This is a genomic window from Xanthomonas campestris pv. badrii (assembly GCF_012848175.1).
GTDB classification, from domain to species: Bacteria; Pseudomonadota; Gammaproteobacteria; order Xanthomonadales; family Xanthomonadaceae; genus Xanthomonas; species Xanthomonas campestris_C.
Map to the genome: position 1 here is coordinate 2,458,242 of NZ_CP051651.1, position 20,933 is coordinate 2,479,174.

Annotated in this window: 15 protein-coding genes; 1 reads left to right on the forward strand and 14 read right to left on the reverse strand. The window is 67.6% G+C overall.

The features are described from left to right. Positions 1–95: 95 nt before the first annotated feature. Positions 96–1,079: an IS5 family transposase gene (locus HG421_RS10340; protein WP_169706310.1), complete on the reverse strand. Its 984-nt coding sequence runs from the start codon at positions 1,077–1,079 to the stop codon at positions 96–98. A 205-nt stretch (positions 1,080–1,284) separates the two neighbouring features. On the opposite strand from HG421_RS10340, the gene HG421_RS10345 reads away from it, so the two are divergent. Continuing rightward, positions 1,285–2,451 carry a DUF5694 domain-containing protein gene (locus HG421_RS10345; protein WP_343204229.1) on the forward strand — a complete coding sequence of 389 codons (1,167 nt, stop codon included), beginning with the start codon at positions 1,285–1,287 and terminating at the stop codon, positions 2,449–2,451. A 353-nt stretch (positions 2,452–2,804) separates the two neighbouring features. On the opposite strand, the gene HG421_RS10350 is transcribed toward HG421_RS10345, so the two are convergent. The 13 genes from HG421_RS10350 to HG421_RS10410 form a co-directional block, all read right to left on the reverse strand. Then, positions 2,805–3,101: a hypothetical protein gene (locus HG421_RS10350; protein ID WP_169706311.1), complete on the reverse strand. Its 297-nt coding sequence runs from the start codon at positions 3,099–3,101 to the stop codon at positions 2,805–2,807. 117 nt (positions 3,102–3,218) lie between these two features. Beyond that, positions 3,219–4,856, reverse strand: coding sequence for a DUF5597 domain-containing protein (locus HG421_RS10355; protein ID WP_169706312.1), 1,638 nt, complete (start codon positions 4,854–4,856; stop codon positions 3,219–3,221). Then, on the reverse strand, positions 4,856–7,198 hold the full coding sequence (locus HG421_RS10360; protein ID WP_169706313.1) for a S9 family peptidase: 2,343 nt from the start codon (positions 7,196–7,198) through the stop codon (positions 4,856–4,858). The genes HG421_RS10355 and HG421_RS10360 overlap by 1 nt, the downstream gene beginning before the upstream one ends. Next, the gene (locus HG421_RS10365; protein ID WP_169706314.1) at positions 7,188–8,759 is read right to left on the reverse strand and encodes an APC family permease; all 1,572 of its coding nucleotides are present in this window, start codon (positions 8,757–8,759) and stop codon (positions 7,188–7,190) included. The genes HG421_RS10360 and HG421_RS10365 overlap by 11 nt, the downstream gene beginning before the upstream one ends. A 763-nt stretch (positions 8,760–9,522) precedes the next feature. After that, positions 9,523–11,370, reverse strand: a complete 1,848-nt coding sequence (locus tag HG421_RS10370) for a DUF885 domain-containing protein (protein ID WP_169706315.1) — start codon at positions 11,368–11,370, stop codon at positions 9,523–9,525. Further along, on the reverse strand, positions 11,367–13,184 hold the full coding sequence (locus HG421_RS10375) for a DUF885 domain-containing protein (protein ID WP_169706316.1): 1,818 nt from the start codon (positions 13,182–13,184) through the stop codon (positions 11,367–11,369). Before HG421_RS10375 ends, HG421_RS10370 begins: the two co-directional genes overlap by 4 nt. A gap of 96 nt (positions 13,185–13,280) precedes the next feature. After that, positions 13,281–14,480 carry a M24 family metallopeptidase gene (locus tag HG421_RS10380; protein ID WP_169706317.1) on the reverse strand — a complete coding sequence of 400 codons (1,200 nt, stop codon included), beginning with the start codon at positions 14,478–14,480 and terminating at the stop codon, positions 13,281–13,283. Further along, on the reverse strand, positions 14,477–16,072 hold the full coding sequence (locus HG421_RS10385) for an aldehyde dehydrogenase family protein (RefSeq protein WP_169706318.1): 1,596 nt from the start codon (positions 16,070–16,072) through the stop codon (positions 14,477–14,479). Before HG421_RS10385 ends, HG421_RS10380 begins: the two co-directional genes overlap by 4 nt. A 192-nt stretch (positions 16,073–16,264) precedes the next feature. After that, complete coding sequence (locus HG421_RS10390) at positions 16,265–17,173, reverse strand: dihydrodipicolinate synthase family protein (RefSeq protein WP_169706319.1); 909 nt, start codon at positions 17,171–17,173, stop codon at positions 16,265–16,267. Continuing rightward, positions 17,170–18,483 carry an NAD(P)/FAD-dependent oxidoreductase gene (locus tag HG421_RS10395; RefSeq protein WP_169706320.1) on the reverse strand — a complete coding sequence of 438 codons (1,314 nt, stop codon included), beginning with the start codon at positions 18,481–18,483 and terminating at the stop codon, positions 17,170–17,172. The genes HG421_RS10390 and HG421_RS10395 overlap by 4 nt, the downstream gene beginning before the upstream one ends. Further along, on the reverse strand, positions 18,476–18,721 hold the full coding sequence (locus tag HG421_RS10400; protein WP_169706321.1) for a 2Fe-2S iron-sulfur cluster-binding protein: 246 nt from the start codon (positions 18,719–18,721) through the stop codon (positions 18,476–18,478). Before HG421_RS10400 ends, HG421_RS10395 begins: the two co-directional genes overlap by 8 nt. After that, positions 18,718–19,956: an NAD(P)/FAD-dependent oxidoreductase gene (locus HG421_RS10405; protein ID WP_169706322.1), complete on the reverse strand. Its 1,239-nt coding sequence runs from the start codon at positions 19,954–19,956 to the stop codon at positions 18,718–18,720. The genes HG421_RS10400 and HG421_RS10405 overlap by 4 nt, the downstream gene beginning before the upstream one ends. Next, entirely contained in the window at positions 19,956–20,894 is a 939-nt protein-coding gene (locus HG421_RS10410) for a proline racemase family protein (RefSeq protein WP_169706323.1), read from the reverse strand. The genes HG421_RS10405 and HG421_RS10410 overlap by 1 nt, the downstream gene beginning before the upstream one ends. Positions 20,895–20,933: the final 39 nt, after the last annotated feature.

A 20,933-nucleotide genomic window follows, 5' to 3' on the forward strand; every position in this document is an offset into this window, starting at 1 on the left:
ACCAGCAGACATGAAAAGCCGTCCAGGGCCGCGTATTTTGCGTTCAAACCCTCGATTTTTGCCGTTTTCGGCGCATTTGCTGCCAGTTTCCCAAACTACGGGCGCACGTCGACCACGGCAGGTAATAAATGCTTACGCTTCAGCCACAGGTTCGACAGCGCAAACAGCGTCAGCACCTGCGCGGTGTTCTTCGCCAAACCGCGATAGCGCACCTTGACGTAGCCGAACTGGCGTTTGATCACCCGAAACGGATGCTCCACCTTCGCCCGCAGGCTGGCCTTGGTGTACTCCCTACGCTTGGCTCGCTTCGATTCACGTTTGTTCTTGATCTGCCTCAGCTTCGAGCGCTTCTCCGCGATCAGGTAGCGCAGCTTGCGCTTGCCCTTCATCTCATCGCGCTTCTCAAGCCCGGTGTAGCCGCTGTCCCCGCACACCGTGCCTTCCTTGCCGTGCAGCAGCTTGTGCGCTTGCGTGATATCGGCCACGTTGGCCGCCGTGCATTCGACGTGGTGCACCAGCCCGGAGTCGTCGTCCACCCCGATGTGCGCCTTCATCCCGAAGTAATACTGGTTGCCTTTCTTGGTCTGATGCATCTCCGGATCGCGCTCGCCCTGCTTGTTCTTGGTCGAGCTGGGCGCAGCGATGATCGTGGCATCCACGATCGTCCCGCCGCGCAAGCTCTGCCCCTTGCGCGACAGATGCGCGTTCACCCGATCGAACAGCTTGCGCGCCAGATCGTGCTGCTCCAACAAATGGCGGAAGTTGAGAATCGTGGTCTCGTCCGGCACCTCATCCAGCCCGCCGATCTTGGCGAAACGGCGCATCGACACCGTGTCGTACAGGGCTTCTTCCGCTGATGGATCGCTCAGCGCATACCACTGCTGCAAAAAATGGATGCGCAGCATCGTTTCCAACCGATACGGCTGGCGCCCCGGCTGCCCGGACCTCGGGTAGTGCGGCTCGATCAGCGCCAGCAAGGCCTTCCACGGCACCACTTGATCCATCTCGGCCAAGAACACCTCGCGCCGTGTGCGCTTGCGCTTGCCGTTGTACTCCGCATCGCCGAAGGTCAGTTGCATCGAAATCGTCTACTCGGGTCGTTGATCGATCGTGGCAGATCAGGATGGATTGTTCAGAGTTTCCCTAGTTGCCGCCCCCTGCCGTTTAGCCACGTGACTTTCTGGCCACGCCGGCAGCTGCGGTGGCAGCCACACTGACCACACGGACGCAGGCAGCACTGTCGCCAGACCGCCGCGCAACCCAAGCCCACCCACAAGGAACGTCATGCAGCCATCCCCACCGCGCATTCCGCACGCTGCCCGCGCCGCAGTGCGGTTTTTCGATGTCGGCAGCGCGTCCGCCAGGCGGTTGCAACGTCCGGCGCATTGCTGGCTATGGCTGGCCTTGATCGTACCCTGCATCGCGCAGGCGCAGGTGGATCTGTCGCAACTGGATGCCGAGATGGCCGCGCCACGCACCCAGATGCTGGTGCTCGGCAGCGTGCACCTGTCGCAGTTGCCCAAGGACAGCGACATCAGTGCCGCGCGCCTGCAACCGCTGATGGACCGGCTGGCCGCGTACGCGCCGACCATCATCACCACGGAGGACCTGTCGGGCGAAAGCTGCGACCTGATGCGGCGCCATCCTGCCGTCTATCTGCCCGAGGACACCACGACCTATTGCCCCGACACCGGCGAGGCGGCGCGTGCCACCGGGCTGGATGTTCCCACCGCTCTCGGCCGGGTCCGTGCAGCGCTCCGCAGCTTGCCCAGCGCGCCCACACCGGCACAGCGTCGGCACCTGGCTGCGCTGTTTCTGGCCGCGGGCGAGCCGCCTTCTGCGCTGGTGCAATGGCTGCAGCTTGCGCCGGCAGAACAGCGCAGCGGCGATGGCCTGGATGCGGCGCTGGTCGCGCGACTGCACAGCATGGAACAGCGTCCCAACGAGAGTTACCAGATCGCCGCGCGACTGGCTGCACGCCTTGGCCTGCAGCGCGTCCACCCGGCCGACGATCACACCGGCGACAACGTGGACCTGGGCGACCCGGCGGCGTACGGCAAGGCGATCCAGGCCGCCTGGGACAAGGCCGCGCCGCGGGCGCGCGCCATGCGTGAGCGCGAGGACCAGTTGGCTAGTCAAGGCAAGCTGTTGGGGCTCTACCGCGCAATCAACCTTCCGGCCAACCAGCAGTTGTCGATCGAGGTGGATTTTCGCGCTGCGTTGAGCGAGACCTCGCCGCACCGCTACGGCTATCGCTACGTGTCCGGATGGGAAATCCGCAACCTGCGCATGGTGTCGAATATACGCGCCAGTTTTGCCGAGCAACCCGGTGCACGCGTGCTGGCAGTGGTCGGCGCCATGCATAAGCCCTGGTTCGACAACTGGCTGGGACAGCTGCAGGGCGTGGATATCGTGGATGCGGCGCAGGTGTTGGGTAATGACGGAAAGTGAGTGCAACGACTTCAGCGTGACGCTCTAACGCAAAAGCCTGATTGGCCGAGGGCGCGGTGCCCTCGCCGCTCGCGGGACACGCCGTGAACCCATCCCTGGGGGCTCGGTGGCGGCATCCATGCCGCCAACGGTTCCGCAAGCGGCGAGGACACCGCACCAGAGAGTTTGATGGTGGTTTTATTGAAGAACGGAAACACCGGCGCGCTGGTTGCTTCTCAACCTCTGCGCACCGACCAATTCGCACGGTCCTTGCAGCCAAGCGGCAGACAGATGTCACCTGGCGCGGACATCAAACGAATCGCCGCGTACTCCGTGCAGCAGATCGACAACAGCCGTCGTCCACCCCGAAGGTCTTAGGTCAAGACATCCAACAAGCTACCCAACATCTCGTCGGAGCGCCGCAATACATTGGCATTGGCCTGGAAATCGTTGCGCGCCGACAGACCTTCGACCAGATCGGTGACCGGAGCCGCCGGATCGGACGCGGCATCGACCACGCTGGCCGCCACGCCGCCAGTGGCCTGCGTGCTGGCCGCCACCGCCTGACGCGGGCTGCCGTCTACCGGTTGGCGGGCGACATTGCTGGCTGCCACCTGCTGACGCAGCGCGGCGACCTGCATTCCGGAATTGGCGATACTGCTGATGCTCATGGTGGCTCCGTGACGCAAGTGACTGAGGTGACGCGGGATGCAATGGCGTGCGGCGATACGGACGTCGAGGTAGTGCTGGCAACCCTGCGCACGCAGTCGCCGTAGCGCCTGCATCCGTCAATAGGTTCCGACCCGCACCCGCAGCACCACCGGTTCGGGACTGGTGGGGCCACCGCGGCCGAAGTTGAGCCCGTAGTCGGTCTGGTCGCCGTTGAGCTGCCTTTCTACCTGCCAGCGCCCGTCGACATACCGCCCCTGCTCCACCCGCAACAGTTGCCCATGACGGGTATCGGCCGCCTCGCGGAAAAATTCAATGCGCGCGGCCATGCCCGTGACCAGAAACTCCTCCGGCCCCAGCTGCGCCACCAGCAGCCGCCCGCCGTGGTCGTCGTTGCCCCGCAGGATCGCCGGCGCATCGCCCCACATCGGCGCGCCAAACGACACCTTGGCCTGCCACTCGCCAAAGCGCAGCGTGCGCTGCGGCATGCCGGGCTGCTCGGCCACGCCTTGCAGGCGGCCATCGAAAGCGGCCTGCGCCAGCACCCGCTGCAGCGGTGCCAGCAACTGGAAATTGGCCGAATGCGCGGCGATGGCGGCGCGATTGGCCTCGCTATCCGGGTTGCCGTCCATGCCGAAGATCGAGAAGCCTACCCCGCCCTGCCCCAGCACATGGAACAGGTACGGCGCCGTGGCCGCTTCGAAGCCGGTCTCCGACACCCAGGCCGGGTTGTCCGGCCGCGCGTACTGGCCGATGACCTTGGTGTATTCGTTGTAGTCGCTGGTGTAGATGTCGGTGCCGATGAAATCGATCGACGGCGTGGCCGCGCGCCATAGCGCGAACACATTCGCCGTGGCGCCGCCGGACGGATAATCCATGCCCGGATAGCGCTTGCCCTTGTAGCGCAGCCAGGTGTTGACGTAGAGCGGCAGCGGATACGCACGCTTGCCGGCGGCAGCCACCTGCTCGATGTATGCCGCCGTGGCATGCGCGTTGAAGGCCTCGGCCGCCTCCGCGCCGAACAGCTGTTGCCAGCTGCCGGCGGGCTTGCCGAGTGCCGCAGCGATGGCCGCCGGCACCGGCTGCGCGAACGCCGCCTCGCCGGCCGGGCCGTGGTCGCGCACCGTACCGATGGCACCGGGCTCGTTTTCCACCTGCACCAGGATCACCGTGTGGCGCTCGCCATCGACCTTGCGCAGGTGCTGCATCAACGCGGTGAACGCACGCGCATCGGCCTGCACATTGGCGGCCACATGCGGCGACAGCACATCCACCGGCTCGCCATTGGCATCGCGCATGCGCGGGTAGGTGGCATCGTCGCGCTTGATCCATTCCGGCACGTAATGCATCTGGCCGTTCTTCCAGCTGCCGAACCACAGCAGCGCCACGCGCAGCCCGCGCTTGCGTGCGCCGGCGATCAAGGCATCCACGTTGGTGGTGTCGAAGCGGCCCTGCACCGGCTCGAACTGCTCCCAATACACCGGCGCCTCCACGGTATTGGCATGCAGGGCGACCACTTCGTCCAGCGCCTTGGGCAACACCGCCGGCCAGGCGCTGGAGTTGTGCAGCTGTGCGGCCAGGATGGTGTATGGCGCTCCGTCGACGAAGACCGCATGACGGCCGTCCTGGCTGACGAAGCGTGGCATTTCTTCGGCGTACGCTGCCGGCGTCATCGCGATGGCCAACAGCGACACCACACACAGGCAGACAACCGCACGACCGCGCTGGCGAAGGGCAGATAAACGGGCAAACAGCATCAGCGAGCCTCCGGGGCGGATGAATTCCAGTGTGGCGTGGGCTGCCCGAGCAGGTGGCGCACGAAGAAGTCGTACTGCCGGCGTTGTACATAGTCGATCGGCCCGCTGGAGCGGCCCACCGAATGTTCGCCACCGGGCACGTTGAGCAGGTCGAAGTCCTTGCCGGCCTTGATCAGGGCATCCACCACCTGCGCGGTGGAGGCCGGGTCCACATTGCGGTCCTGCTCGCCGACGATCAGCAGCAGGTCGCCCTGCAATTTGCTTGCATTGACCACGCCCGAGGCAGCGGCATAGCTGGCATCCACCGGCCAGCCCATCCACTGCTCGTTCCAGCTGATCTTGTCCATGCGGTTGTCGTAGCAGCCGGCAAACGCCACGCCCACCTTGTAGAACTCCGGGTGGCGTTCCAGCGCGCCCAGCGTGCTTTGTCCCCCTGCCGATGCGCCGTAGATGCCGACGCGGCTGATGTCGTAGGACCGGTCCTTTGCAGCGAGCGCGCGATGCCAGGCGATACGGTCGGGGAAGCCGGAATCGCCCAGGTTCTTCCACGCCACGTCGTGAAAGGCCTTGGACCGGTTGGCGGTGCCCATGCCGTCGATCATCACCACGATGAAGCCCAGGTCCGCCTGCGCCTGCATGCCGATCTGCTTGTCGCCGCCGGAGTGATAGCCGAACGGCCAGAACGTCTTGGGCACGAAGGAATCGTGCGGGCCGGCGTAGATGTTTTCGATCACAGGATACCGCTTGCGCGGGTCGTAATCGCGCGGGCGCACCACCATGCCCCAGATGTCGGTGCGACCGTCGCGGCCCTTGGCGACGAAGGTCTCCGGCGCGCGCCAGCCTGCGGCAAGCAACCGGTCGATATTGCCCTGCTCCACCTGCTGCAACAGCCGCCCATCGATGGCATGCAACTCCATCACCGGCGGCAGGTCCGGGCGCGAGTAGACATCGACGTAATGCCGGCCATCGTCTGCAATGGCCACCTCGTGATCGGCATCGGCGGTGGTCAGTCGGTGAAGGTTTCGCCCATCGTAATCCACGCTGTAGAGCTGCCGGTAATACGGGTCCTTGCCCGCGTCCATGCCGCTGGCAGTGAACCAGATGCGGCGCTGCGCATCGTCGACCTTCAGGACATCGCGCACCACCCATGGCCCGCGGGTGAGTTGGCGCGTGGGCTTGCCGCTGCGGCCATCGAACAGATACAGGTGCCGCCAGCCATCGCGCTCGGAGATCCACAAAATCCCGTCGCCATGCGCGTCCACCTCATGACGAAAGCTGCGGTCGGCGTAGACGAAGGTGCGTGCGTCTTCGGACACCGCCACATGCGCGCGCCCGCTGCTGGCGTCCACCGCAATCACGCGCATGTGCTGAAAGCCGCGTTGCACGTACTCAAAGCTCACACTGCGCCCATCCGCCCGCCATTGCAGCGGCGACAAGGAATACGGCGTGGCAAACAGCGCGTTGTCCACCACGCGCCGTGTGCCGTCCACCGCCAGCAGCACCGGCCGTTCCACATCCACCGCGTCGCCCGGCTTGGGATACAGCTGGGTATGCACCACCGGCTCGAGGCGTCCGGGCGGCGCGGCCTCCACACGGGTCACCCGGCGCGCAGTGCCCGGCCGCACCCGATACACCGCCAGCCGCTGCGAATCCGGCGACCAGGCAATGCTCTCCGGATCGAAATAGTCTTCCGCACGGCCATCGTCGGTGCGCTGGACCAGCTGGCCGTCGGCCACCCGGCGCACGATCAGGTTCCAGCCGTCGGCCAGCGCCTCCCACTGCCCGTCTGGCGAGCGGCGCGGGGTGGTGTCGGCCGCCACGTCCGGGTCGCGCACCACGCCAAAGCCGCGTGGCCGCTGTTGCGGCTGCCGGCCTGGGGCATCGGGCGCGCACTGATACGTGGTCAACGTACAGCGCCATGCAGCGTCCTCGATGGCGAACACGATCGCGCCGTCCTCGCGTCCACCTTCCTGCGAGTAAGCAAACTGCTCGAACGGCAACGCCAACTCTGCATACGCGATGCCGGTGGCGGCCTGCAGCGCCTGCGCCACGCGCGCCTGGTCAAAAGCCGGTTGCTTGTGCAGCGTGGCCACATCCACGCGGACGAAGGCGAAGCCGCCAGGCACGGTCTCGCGGTAATGGAACGTGCCGTCGTCCTGCCATTGCGCCGGCCAGGCGACGTTTTCGGTGAGCGTGCTCCAGTAAGCGCGCAGGCCGAGCGAGCGTTGGTAGTCGGCCACCGTTGGCGCCGCTTGCGCATTGGCCGCAAGCCACAGCATGCATCCGGCCACGACGCGCGCCGCCTGCATCACCCGTGCAGCACGCCGCGCGTCATTGCCCATCGTCTTCTTCCAATGCCAGTTCGTTGCTACGCAGGCCGCTGCGTGCGCCCCAGTGATAGATGAAGAACGCAATCACCGCCACGCTCAGCGTATCGAACGGGTGCGCGATCCAGCCGTGACCGCCGAAGGTGCCGGCCCACGACACCGCCATCACCAGCACGAAGAACACGATCAACCACAGCGATGCGCGCACCTGCCGCAACAGCCGCGCACGCCCGTCGCGCGAGGGCAGCCGATACAGCACGTACAGCGCGAACGCGAGCACCTGCAACCCGAGCAACCACGACAGGGTCGGCCAGGTGGACCAGTACACGATCAACGCCGCCACCATGAACGACAGCGGCCCCAGCACACTCAGCCCGCGCACGAAGAACGGCCGTGGCAAGTCCGGCGCACTGCGGCGCAGTGCGGCCACCGTCACTGGCGCCACCGCATAGCTCAGCACCAGGGCCGCCGACACCACGCCGATCAGGGTCTCCCACGAGGGAAACGGCAGCGTCCAGAAGATCGACAGGCCCAGGCTCAGCCACAAGGCCGGACGCGGAATCCCCGATGCCGGGTCCACCCGCGTCAGCACCGGCAAAAACCCACCGCTACGCGCCCAGCCATACACCACGCGCGGCGTGGCATTCATGTAGATATTGCCGGTGCCGCTGGGCGAGACCATCGCATCGCAGATCACCAGTGCGGCCAGCCACGCCATGCCCAGGGCAAGCGCGATGTCGTGGTACGGCAACGAAAATGCCTTGTCGATGCCGCTCCAGCCCTGCGCCAGTTGCGCGACCGGAATGCTGCCCAGAAAGGCCAGCTGCAGCAGCACATAGATCACCGTGGACAGTGCCACCGACAGGATCAGCGCGATGGGAATATTGCGCTGCGGGTCGCGCACCTCGCTGGCGACCGACACGATCGGCGTCAGCCCCAGGTACGCAAAGATGATGCCGCCGGCAGAGATGGCCGCTTCCACTCCGGCCATGCCCGATGGCGCGAACCCATGCACGCTCAGGTTGTCGGCGTTGAAGTGCTTCATCAGCAGCACGATCACCAGGATCGGCACCAGGAACTTGAAGATGCTGACGATGTTGTTGGCCAGCGCGAAGGTCTTGACGCTGAAGTAGTTGAGCAGGAAGAACAACACCAGCAAGGCCAGCTGCACCAGCCAGCCCCAGATGCTGGGATGGGTGCTGCCGGGTTGGCTCAACCACGGAAACCATGCCGCTGCATATTGCCGCGCGGCTTCCACCTCGATCGCAATCAGGCTGGAAAACGCGATCAAGGTGATGAAGCCGGTCAACGAGCCCAGCAGCGCACCATGCGAATACTCGGGGTAGCGCACCACTCCGCCGGCACGTGGCAATGCCGCGCCCAGTTCGCAATACACCAGACCCAGCAGCAGCACCGCAATGCCGCCGAGGATCCACGACACGATGCCGGCCGGCCCGGCAATCGAGGACACGTGGCTGGCCGAGAACAACCACCCGGAACCGAAAATCGAGCCCAACCCGATGAAGGTGAGGTCGGTCAGGCTCAGCCGCTTGTGGAACTTGCCTTGTGTGGCCATGGTGCCCCTCATTGAAAAGGTTGTAGCCGATTCCTAACGACTGCAGCTGTTTCCTTCTCCCTGCGACTGCAGCTGTTTCCTTCTCCCTGCGGGAGAAGGTGCCCCGAAGGGGCGGATGAGGGTACGGGCGCAGCCTCGTGTCCTTTCGACACTGCGCAGCTTCGCCCCGTACCCTCACCCCAACCCCCGCGCCCCAGCCCGCGCTTGCGGCGCGGGCGCTCCAAGGCACGCGCGCCAATGGCGCGCAAACCGTGCCTTCTCGCCCCAAGGGGAGAGGGGCTCGAATGACACCCCTTCTCCCACCGGGAGAAGGTGCCACGAAGGGGCGGATGAGGGTACGGGCGCAGCCTCGTGTCCTTTCGATCCTGCGCGGCTTCGCCCCGTACCCTCACCCCGACCCCCGCTCCGCGCCCCGGCCCGCGCTTGCGGCGCGGGCGCTCCAAGGCACGCGCGCCAGTGGCGCGCAAACTGTGCCTTCTCGCCCCAAGGGGAGAGGGGCTCGAATGACACCCCTTCTCCCACCGGGAGAAGGTGCCACGAAGGGGCGGATGAGGGTACGGGCGCAGCCTCGTGTCCTTTCGATCCTGCGCAGCTTCGCCCGTACCCTCACCCCGACCCCCGCTCCGCGCCCCGGCCCGCGCTTGCGGCGCGGGCGCTCCAAGGCACGCGCGCCAGTGGCGCGCAAACTGTGCCTTCTCGCCCCAAGGGGAGAGGGGCTCGAACGACTCACCTTCTCTCAGGGGAGAGGGGCTTCACAGCATTGCTATTGCTCCGACACCTCCTGTGCCCAAGGCGACGTCCCGCCCTCGGCGATGAAACGGGCGATGCGTTGCTCCAGCACCGGGAGCGGCACCGAGCCGGTTTCCAGGATCGCGTCGTGGAAGGCGCGGAGGTCGAACGTCTCGCCGAGCGCGGCTTCGGCCTTGTGCCGCAACTCGATGATCTTCAACTCGCCCAGGTAGTACGACAGCGCCTGCCCAGGCCAGGCGATATAACGATCGACCTCGGTAGTCACTTCGTGCTCGCTCAGCGCGGTGTTGTCGCGCAGGTAGGCTTGCGCCTGATCGCGCGTCCAGCCCTTGTGGTGAATGCCGGTGTCGATCACCAGGCGGCAGGCGCGCCACATCTGGTAGGTGAGATAGCCGAAGCGATCGTAGGGCGTGTCGTACATGCCCATTTCCTGGCCCAGATACTCCGAGTACAACGCCCAGCCTTCGCCATAGGCCGAGATATAGCCATAGCGGCGAAATGCCGGCAGGCCCTGCGCTTCTGCCGCCAGCGGCATCTGCAGCGCATGGCCGGGCGAGGATTCGTGCAGGGTCAGTGCAGTCAGGTTGTACAGCGGCCGCGATGGCAGGTTGTAGGTGTTGACCAGATAGATGCCCGGACCGCCGCGACCGCCGGTGTAGAACGGCGCCAGCTCCGGCGGCACCGGCTCGATGGCGAAGCGGCGACGCGGCAGGCGGCCGATGTAATCGCCCACCTTGGCATCCACGCGCTTGGCGATCCACGCCGCCTGCTTGAGCAACTCCTCCGGCGTCTTGGCATAGAACTGCGGGTCGGTGCGCAGGAATTGCAGGAATGCCGGGAACACGGCCTGCCCGGCCGGCGGCTTGAAGCCGCTCTCGGCGATGGTGGCGTCCATCTGCTTGCGCAGCTTGGCGACCTCCTGCAGGCCGATCTGGTGGATCTGCTCGGGGCTCAACTCCAGCGTGGTGAATTCGCGGATCTGCGCGCGGTAATAGGCCTTGCCATCGGGCAGCGCCTCGCCGGCCAGCGTGCTGCGCGCGCGCGGCTGGTACTCGCTGCGGATGAAGTCCAGCAAGCGGGCGTACGCCGGCACCACTTGGGTGTCGATGGTCTGTACCGCCTGCTGCCGCAGCTGCGCCTGCACGTGCGCCGTCAGCGTGGCGGGCAGTTGTTTGAACGGCGCGTAGAACGGGTTGGCTTCGCCCCTGGCCTGCGCCACATCGGCGATGGATTGATCGCGCCCGGTCAGCGTGACCCTGGGCTGGCTGAAGCCCCGCGCCAGACCGGCACGCATGTTGTCGGTGTGCTCGGCGAAATAGCGCGGAATATCGGCCAGCATTTTCAGATAGCGCTGGTAGTCCTCGCGCGTGCGCAACCTGGCTTCGGCACTGAAGCCAAGATCGCTCCAGAACGCCGAGTCGCTATTGAACGGCATTTCCCAGGCGCGGAAGTGCTGCTGATCCAGCAACACCACCAACTGCTGGCGGTACACCTGGTAACTCACCTGATCTTCGGCAGACAACTGCACCTGCGGGATGGCATCCAGTTCCTTCAACGCTTGTTGCCAGTACGCCGTGCGCTGGTTCTGCGTGGCCACATCCACATTGGGCAGATGGTCGGCTTGTTGTTCCTGCGTGGCCTGGTTGTCCTCATCCACCGCGCCGGACAACTGTGCCTGCCGCCAACGCCATTCCCGCGTGTACAAGGCCTTGAAGCGGGCCGCGGCCGTGTCCTGGCGACTCTGCGCAGTCGGCGCAGGCTCGGCTGCGTGCACCTGTAGCGGTGTCCCCACCACGGTGGCGGCGATCAGCAGGCTCAGCGCGCCGAGCCGCACCACGCTGCTGTCCGGCGACGCGCTCACTTGGCCACTCCCGGTGCGGTCTTGGCCTGGGCAATCCACTGCCGCACGCGCTGCTGCAGCATCGCCAACGGCATTGCGCCGCCGCCCAGCACCGCATCATGGAAGGCGCGCACATCGAAGCGATCGCCCAGCTCTTTTTCCGCTTCCGCGCGCAACGCCAGGATCTGCAGCTGGCCGAGCTTGTAGCCCAGTGCCTGGCCCGGCCAGACGATGTAGCGATCGGTTTCGGATTGAATGCTGGGTTCGTCGTCGGACGGATGGGCGTGGAAAAAATCCACCATCTGCTGCCGGTTCCAGCGCTTGTAGTGCACGCCGGTATCCAGCACCAGGCGGTTGGCACGCAGCAGCTCGCCGGACAGCCGGCCGTAGTCGTTGTACGGGTCCTTGAAGAAGCCGATCTCCTTGCCCAGGCGCTCGGCATACAGCGCCCAGCCTTCGATGTAGGCGTTGTAGCCGGCCTGCTGGCGGAACGGCGGCAACGGCAGCGTCTGCGCAAGCGAAATCTGCAGGTGATGGCCGGGCACGCCCTCGTGATAGGCGGTGGTTTCGATGTTGACCAGCGTGCGGCTGGCGAAGTCGCTGGTGTTGACCTTCACGATGGCCGGCTTGGTGCCTTCCGGGTTGCTTTGCCAGTATTCGGCGCCGGGGGCGCTACGCCGGAATGCGGGCATCGCCTGCACCTCCAGCGGCGTCTTGGGCAGGTGCCCGAACAGCTTGGGCAACTCCGGTTCCATTGCGGCGATGTACTGGCGGTACTGCTGCAGGATCTGCTCGCCGGACGTGGCGAAGTGGCGTTTGTCGGTGTCCACGGCCTTGCGGAAGCTGGCCAGGTCGGCAAAGCCCTGCGCCTTGGCGATCACCGTCATCTCGCCTTCGATCCGCGCCACTTCCTGCAGGCCGATCTGGTGGATCTGCTCCGGCGCCATGTCGGTGGTGGTCTGGGTATGGATGGCGTAGCGGTAGCGGCGCTCGCCATCGGGCAGCGACCAGATGCCTTCGGAACTGCGGCCCTGCGCGGCGTATTCGTCGCGCACGAAGGCCGACAGCTTGCCGTAGGCCGGGCGGACCTGCTCATCGATTGCGGCCAGCAACTGCTTGCGTAGTGCAGCGCGCTGCTCGGCCGGCACCGCCGCATCGAGTTTTTTCAATGGCGAGGCGAACGGGCTCTGCTCGCCGGTGAGCGCTGCGATCTTGTCGATCTGCTCGGGCAGGCGCTCCAGCAGGTAACGCGGCTGCACCAACCCGTCCTTGGCCCCCTGGCGCGACACCTCGATGACCTGCGCGATCACGCTAGGAATGGCCTGCAGCCGCGCGATGTAGTCCTGGTAATCCTTGGCGTTTTCGAACGGAAACGCATCGCCATACCCGGCCAACGCCAGCTGGATGCCACCGATCGGCTCCAGCGGCATCGCATAGGTCTTCAGGTCGATGCCCTCCAGCTTGTCGCGCAACTGGCCCACCATCATCTGCAGGCTGAGCTGGCGTTGCGCGTCCAGCGCCTTGGCGTCCACTGCTTCGAACTGCTCAAGCAGGTCGGCGGTCGCGGCGCGCTCTGCGTGCACGGCCGCAAGCGAATAATCGCTCCAGCGATCGTTGTAGCGCTTGTCGCCGATGATGCTGGCGAACTCCGGGTTGTGCTGCAGCTGGTATTGCCACTGCTTGTCCAGCAACGCATCGAACGCCTGGGCGGCCTGTTCGCCGGTCGGCGCGGCAGTGGCTGCAGCTGCCGTTTCCGGTGCCGGTGGCGCCGGCTTGCAGGCAGTGAACAAGGCGGCGGCCAGCAGGCCGATGGCGACAGGACGCAGGTGCTTCATGCAGTGACTCCAGGATGCGAGGACGGCGGAATGGCTTCAGCGGGAGCGCCCGCCGCACCCGGGTGCGCTCCGACATGTGCGTGAGCCCGTACAGGCTTACGCAAACGGTTGATCGATCGCTGGCGACGGCGGCGTGAACCACTGCGCGCCGGCGTCGGTGACATGGAAATGGTCCTCCAGGCGCACGCCGAACTGCCCGGGTACCACGATCATCGGTTCGTTGCTGGCGCACATGCCCGGCTGCAGCGGCAGTGCGTTGCCGCGCACCAGGTACGGCGCCTCATGAATCGCCAGCCCGCAGCCATGGCCGGTACGATGCGGCAAGCCGGGCAGACGATACTCCGGGCCCAACCCTGCCGCTTCCAGCACCGCGCGCGCGGCCTGGTCCACCGCCTCGCAGGCCACACCTGGGCGGATCGCCGCAAATGCCGCGGCCTGCGCGGCCTGCTCCAGGTCCCAGATGCGCCGTTGCGCATCGCTGGGCGTGCCGTAACTCCAGGTGCGGGTGATGTCGGAGTGGTAGCCCTGCACGGTGCAGCCGGTGTCGATCAGTACCAGCTCGCCTTCGCGCAAGTGCTGCACGCCGGGAATGCCGTGCGGAAACGCCGTGGCATGCCCGAACTGCACGATGCAGAAGGTCGAGCCGTTGTCCGCGCCCAGCGCGCGATGCGCCTGGTCGATGAAGCGCACCAGCTGGTCGGTAGCGATGCCTTCGTGCGCGATGCCGGCGGCCAGGCGCTGCACCAGCAAGGTCATGTCGCAGGCCTGCTGCATCAATGCCAGCTCGGCGGCCGACTTGCACATGCGGCAGCCGTCGATGATGCCGCCCGCGTCGCGGATGGCGGTGCCCAGATGCGCGCGCAGGCCGGTGTGCACGGCAAACGCGATCCCTGGATCCAGCGCCAGCGCATGTGCATGGCGATCGTCCATGACCTGCACCACCAGCGCATACGGATCCTCGTGTTCTTCCCACAGGAATTTGGCCACCGGAATCTGCAGCACCGCGTCCAGCGAGCCTTCCTCGAAGGCCGGGCAGATCAGCGCCGGGTCGCCATCGATGGTGAGCAGCATTGCCACCAGCCGTTCGCTTGCCCCCCACGGCACGCCGGTGAAGTAGCGCAGCGAGGTGCCGGCGCCGATCAACAGCGCATCCACGCCGTGCGCACGCATCGACCCGCGCGCACGCTCGATGCGCTGCGCATACTCATCGGGGCCGATCGGTGCGGCGCGCCGCGTCCAGGGCGCCAGTTGCGCCTGCGCCTGATCCAGCGACAGACCGCCAATCTGGGCGCTCATGCGCCCGCTCCCAGGTCGGCGCTGCTCCACTGCCCGTCCACCAGGCGCGCCACGCCGCCGGGATTGCGCTGGCGCAGTTCCACCGGCAGTAGCGCATCCGGTACTGCATCAAAGCTGTGCAACGCGGCAAAGCGACGGATTGCGCCGGGCATGCCGACCGCAGTGAAGCCCGGATGCCCGGTGCTCGGGAATGGGCCGCCATGATTCTGCGCCGCGCTCACTGCCACACCGGTCGGCATCTTGCTGTTGATCAGGCGCCCCACCCGCGCACGCAGCACCGGCGCGATCGCCTGCCAGGCGGCATCGTCGCTGCCATCGCCTGCGCGGTACAGGGTGCCGGTGAGGTTGCCTTCGAACGCGGCCGCCAGCTGCGCCATCTGCGCGGTATCGCGTGCGCGCACCAGCAGGCTCACCGGCCCGAAGGCCTCGGTCTGCAGCGCCTGCGGATTGGCCAGGAATGCCTGCGCATCCACACTCAGCAAGGTAGGCGCGTAGCGGAAACCGTCTTCGCCGGTATGTCCGCCCGCCAGCAGCGCCGCGCCAGCCGCACGCAGACTCGCCACGCCGCGTTGCACGCCCTCCACCCCGGAGGCCGAGAACAGCACCATCGGCAATGCGGCATCGAAATGCGCCTTGGTAGCGGCGACGAAGGCATCGCCGGCCGCGCCGTGCGGCACCACCACCACGCCGGGATTGGTGCAGAACTGGCCGCTGCCCATGGTGCACGAGGCAAAGAATTCCTGCGCCAGCGCATCGCCGCGCTCGGCCAGCGCGCCGGGCAACAGGAACACCGGGTTGACGCTGGACAGCTCGGCGTAGAACGGCACGCCTGCTGCGTCGGCCGCTACCTTCAGCGCAAGCCCGCCTGCACGGCTGCCGGTAAAGCCAATCGCGCCCAGCCGCGCATCACCGGCCAGCCGCACGCCGATGGCGTTGTCGAAGTGATACAGCAGCTGCACCGCCGCCGCCGGCAGGCCTGCGGCCAGCAGCGCCTGATGCGCCAGCTGCGCCATGCGCTGGCTGGTGGCCGGATGCAACGGGTGCGCCTTGGCGATCACCGGATTGCGCGCGGCAATGGCCGAGGCGAAATCGCTGCCGGCAATCGCATTGAACGCGAACGGGAAATTATTGGGGCCGAACACCAATACCGGCTTGCCCAGTGGCGCCAGATGCGCGCGCAGATCGGCGGCGGTGTCGATGATGGGGTTGGTCCAGCTGTAGCTGCGCACCGCATTTGCGGCCTGACGCAACTGGCCGCTGGTGCGCGGCAGCTCGTTGCCGCGCAAACGCGTGGGCGCCGGCAATGCGGTTTCTGCGTGCGCGAGCGCCACCAGGGTGTCGGCGTCGGCATCCAGCGCATCGGCGTAGCCCTCCAGAAAGGCGGCGATGCGCTCGGCCGGTGCGGCAGCCAGTTCGGCGGCCACCGCCTGCGCGGCGCGCAGCGCGGTCTCGATGTCCTGGGCATCGCTGACCGGAAACAGCGGGCCGATCGGCTCGCCGGTGCTGGGATCGGCAGCGCGGAAGCTGCCGCTCGCCGCATGGCTGGGCTGCCATTGGCCGGCGAGCAGGACGGGTTGGAGCATGTCGTTCATTGCGGCACCTTCGATTGCATGGAATGGGCCACTGCGCGATGTGCCGCAGCGGCTACCCAGGGAGGCGATGCGCAGGTCGCACTGCGTGCGGCCCGCACATCGATCGGCACACGCCCGCCACAGCGGCGGTGGCGTGCCGACGCGACACGCTGCCAGAATGTCGTGGCGCGCAGCGTCATGGTGCCTGCGCAATCACGGCAGTTTGGGCGCGTGCGCGATGGCGTGGTCGATCACCTTCAGCGCCGCCTCGCGCTCTGCACCGGCCACCACCAGCCGCGGCGCACGCACCTGCTCGCTGCCCATGCCCACCTTTGCCTGGACCAGTTTGATCAGCTGCACGAAGGTGGGCACGGTATCCAGGCGCAGCAGCGGCAGGAACCAGTTGTACAGCTCCTTGGCCGCCGGGTAGCCGCCATCGCGCGCCAGCTCGAACAGGCGTACCGATTCTTTTGGATACGCATTGACCAGGCCGGCGATCCAGCCCTTGGCGCCCATGCTCAGGCCTTCGACGATGGCATCGTCCATGCCCACCAGCAGCGCCAGGCGGTCGCCCAGCAATTCCTGCAATGCGGCAAAGCGGCGCACATCGCCGGAGGATTCCTTCACTGCCTGCAGATTCGGGAATTCGGCGGCCAGCTCGGCGATCTGCGCCGGGCCGAAATCGGTCTTGTAGGCCACCGGGTTGTTGTACAGGATCACCGGCAGATCGGTCGCGCCGATCACCGCGCGCACATGCGCGCCCATCTCGCGCCAATCGGTGGAATACACGTACGGCGGCAACACCATCAGCCCGCCGCAGCCGATCTCCTTGGCCGCCTTGGCCAGCGCCACTGCCTCGCCGGTCGCCAGGCTGGCGATGCCCGGCACCACCGGCACGCGGCCGTTGAGGGCAGTGACCAGGGTGCGCAGGATCGCCAGCTTGTCGTCCACGCTCAAGGTGGCCGCTTCGCCCAACGAGCCCAGCGGCACGATCGCGGTGCAGCCGGCGTCCACCAGCTGGTTGGCGTGCTTGCCGAGGAAGTCGTGGTCGATCTCGCCGTTGGCGGTGAACGGGGTGGTGATGGCCGGCAACACGCCGTGCCAGAACGCAGCAATGCTCATGGAGGATTCCCTTGCGAGTCGGAAGTGAACGGATCGGCCAGCGCCGCGAGGCGGACCGGGAACAACGGCGGCCGGCGGCCGGCGTCGGTGGAAAGATCGGGCAGGCAGCGGCCCAGTTCGGCCAGCGCGGTGCCGCAGATGCGGCCCTGGCAGGCGCCCATGCCGCAGCGCGAGGCCAGCTTGGCGTCGCGTGCATCGTGAAAGCTGTCCAGCGCACCCAGCGGCACGTCTTCGCAGCGGCAGACCAGGGTGTCCGGCCGCGCCAGGACGTGGATGCGCCGGTCCAGCGCGAACTGCTGCTGCAACAGCGTGGCGAACGCGCGCGCCGTACCCCGGCGCGGCTGCAGCCGCAACGCGTCGTCCGGCGCGCCGGCCGCCATATGTCCGGCCATCGCGCCTTCGACCAGCGCGCAATCGCGTCCGCCGATGCCGCAGGCTTCGCCGGCCGCGAACACCTGGGTGACGCTGGTGCGCAGCAAGGCATCCACCTGCACCTGCCGATGCGCGCCGCAGGGCTCCAGCTGGCAGCCCAGCAATTGCGCCAGCTCGGTGTTGGGCACCAGGCCGTAGCCCACCGCAAGCTGATCGCAGGCAATCCGGGTGCGCCCACCCGGGCCATCGATCTCCACCTCGCGCAGCTGCGTATCCCCATACGCGGCCACCACCACGCTGCCGGCGCGATAGGCAACACGATGCAATTGCAGCCGCAGCGCCACTGCCTGCGCGGCCTTGCCCGGCCAGCGCCACAGCTGCGCGGCAAACGTGCGCAGTGCCGCCGCCGACGCCTGTTCGTGGATGCCCAGCACCGTGGCGCCCTGCCGCTGCAAGGTCGCAGCGCTGGCCAACAGCAACGGCCCGCTGCCGGCCACCAGCACACGCTTGCCGGCCAGCGGCCAGCCCTGCTTGGCCAGCGCCTGCGCCGCGCCTGCGCCGGTGACGCCGGGCAGCGTCCAGCCCGGAAACGGCAGCAACAGCTCGCGCGCGCCGGTGGCCAGCACCAGCGCGGCGTAATGCAGCTGCAGCGTGCCGTCCGGGCCATCGGCCAGCAGCCAACCCGGTTGCGCCAGCACGATTTGCGTGCGCGTCAGCAGCGTGATCGCAGCGGTATCGCCCACCTGCTGCAGCAACGCGCGTGCATCGGCCGGCGCGCCGTGCCGCACATCACTGCGCCACACCTGCCCACCCGCGCGCGGCTGCATGTCCACCACGCCCACGCGCACGCCGTGACCGGCCGCTGCCTGCGCGGCCGCCAACCCGGCCGGGCCGGCACCGATCACCAGCACATCGAAATGCAGGACGCGCTCAGCCATCGGTGCCTACCTGCATGCCGTCGCGTGCCTCCACCAGGCAGGCGCGTTGCTGGCCGATCCCGTCGATGCGCACCCGGCATTCAAAACACACGCCCATGCCGCACAGCGGCGCACGCGGCTGCCCGCTGCTCGATTGCCGGAACTGCAGCGTGGCCTGCGCCACCGCGGCCGCCACGCTGGCACCGGCAGGCACCTCCACCGGCTGCGCATCCACCTGCAGGCGCACCGTCGCGCTCATGCGGCATGCCCCTGCACGGCGCGCGCCGGTGCATACGGCGCCGGGTCGATGGCTGGCGTGCGCCCGAGCAGGCTGTCCACGATCACCCGTGCGCTCCCCAGCGCCGTGGTGACACCCAGCCCCTCATGCCCTGCCGCTACCCAGACATCGCGCCGGCCGGGCACCGCCCCAAGATACGGCCGCCCGTCCGGCGTGGTCGGACGCAGGCCCGTCCATACGCGGATCGCCTGCAGCTCACGCAGCACCGGCAAATACGCGAATGCGCGCTGCAGCATGCGCTGCAGCACCGGCATCGACAGCGCGCGATCGTGCTCGCCGAACTGCCGCGACGAACCGATGAGCAATTGCCCGGTGGGCCGCGGCTGCACATTGAAGGCCACGCTGGTGTCGTCGGCACCATGCGCCGAATCGGCATAGCCCAGTTCCAGCAACTGATGCCGGATCAGCCCGGGATGGCGGTCGGTGATGACCAGGTGGCCCTTGCGCGGGCGCAGGGCCAGCTCCGGCAGCAGCTGCGGCAGCGCCACGCCGCTGGCCACCAGCACCGGTCCGGCCAGCTGCTGCCCATCGTCCAGGCGCACGCCCTGCTCCAGCAACTGCGCCACCCGGCGGCCAGCGAACAAGTGCGCGCCCGCCGTACAGGCCAGCGCCACCAGATGCCGGGCCACGCGCGGCGGGTACACCACCGCTTCGTCGGGCACCCGCATGCCGCCGGCCAGGCCCGGCACCAACTGCGGCTCCAGGGCATACAGCTGCTGCGCATCGACGGCCTCGGCGTGCAGTCCGGCCGCTGCCAGCCGCGCGATCTTGGCCGGCACCGCCGCCAGTTCGCGTGCATCGCGGGCCACCCACACCGTACCGCAACGGCTGAATTCGGCCTCGCTCAACGTGGCGAAACGCTCCCACAGGCGCAGCGAATAGGCCGACAGCGCCAGCTCGGTCGGGTCGTCATCCATCGCCACCAGATGGCCCATTGCCGCTGCCGTGGAGCCGCCACCGATCGGCCCCGGCTCCACGATCGCCACACGCAGGCCCTCGCCCGCCGCGGCCTCGGCGCAGGCGGCTCCCACGATGCCGGCACCGATCACGATCAGGTCGTAGCTGCGCCGAGTGGAGGCGGCAGCGCTGCCGGACCCGGCGCGGGTTGCGCCCACCGCAGGCGTGCTCGGCGCCGCTGCAGGACCACGCGACGACGCGGCCACTGCAGGCGCAGGCGCGGGCCGCGAGGCGTGCATCAGGCCACGATGCCCCAGGCAAACGGATCGGCCGGATCGATGATCAGCTGCGAGCGCGCAGTGATGTACGCATGCCCGCTGATGCGCGGCGCAATGCCACGCCCGCTCAGCCGATAACTGCCCTCGAAGGCGCTGCCCAGGATGCCTTGCTGCACCCAGCGCTCGCCTTCGCCCAGCTTGCCGTCGGCGGCCAGGCAGGCCAGCTTGGCGCTGGTGCCGGTGCCGCAGGGCGAACGGTCGTAGGCCAGCCCCGGGCACAGCACGAAATTGCGCGCCACGCCGCTGCCGTCGGGCGCGGCGCCGTTGACTTCGATGTGATCGATTTCGCCACCCGCCTCCCCCGTGATCCCGGCCGCTTCCAGCGCCAGCCGGATCGCCTCGGTGTACGCGGTGAGCTCGCGCTGATGCGCCAGGTCCAATACGCACGGCGCCTGTTCGGTGATGAAGAACCAGTTACCGCCCCAGGCCACATCGCCGCGCACGCGCCCGTAGCCCGGCACGTCCACCTCCACGCCGGCGGCGGCGCGATAACTCTCGACGTTGTCCACCCACACCGTGCCGTTGGCGGCCAGCTCCACCCCCACGGTGCCGACCGGGGTTTCGATGCGGTGCTGCCCTGGCCCGATCCGCCCCAGTTCCGCCAGCGTGCGCACCACCCCGATGGTGCCGTGGCCGCACATCCCCAGATAGCCCACGTTGTTGAAGAAGATCACCCCGGTGCAGGCGCCCGGGTCCCGCGGCGGCAGCAACAGCGCGCCCACCATGGTGTCCGAGCCGCGCGGTTCGCAGGCAATGGCGCTGCGCCAGCGATCGAAGTCGCGGCCAAAGCGCTCGCGACACTGCGCCAGGTCGCCCTCGCCCAGGTCGGGGAAGCCGGAGAGCACCACCCGGGTAGGTTCGCCGGCGGTGTGGGAGTCGATGACGTCGATGGTGTGCATGGCCCATGCTCCCATCGCCGGCACGCGAACGACTAGCGT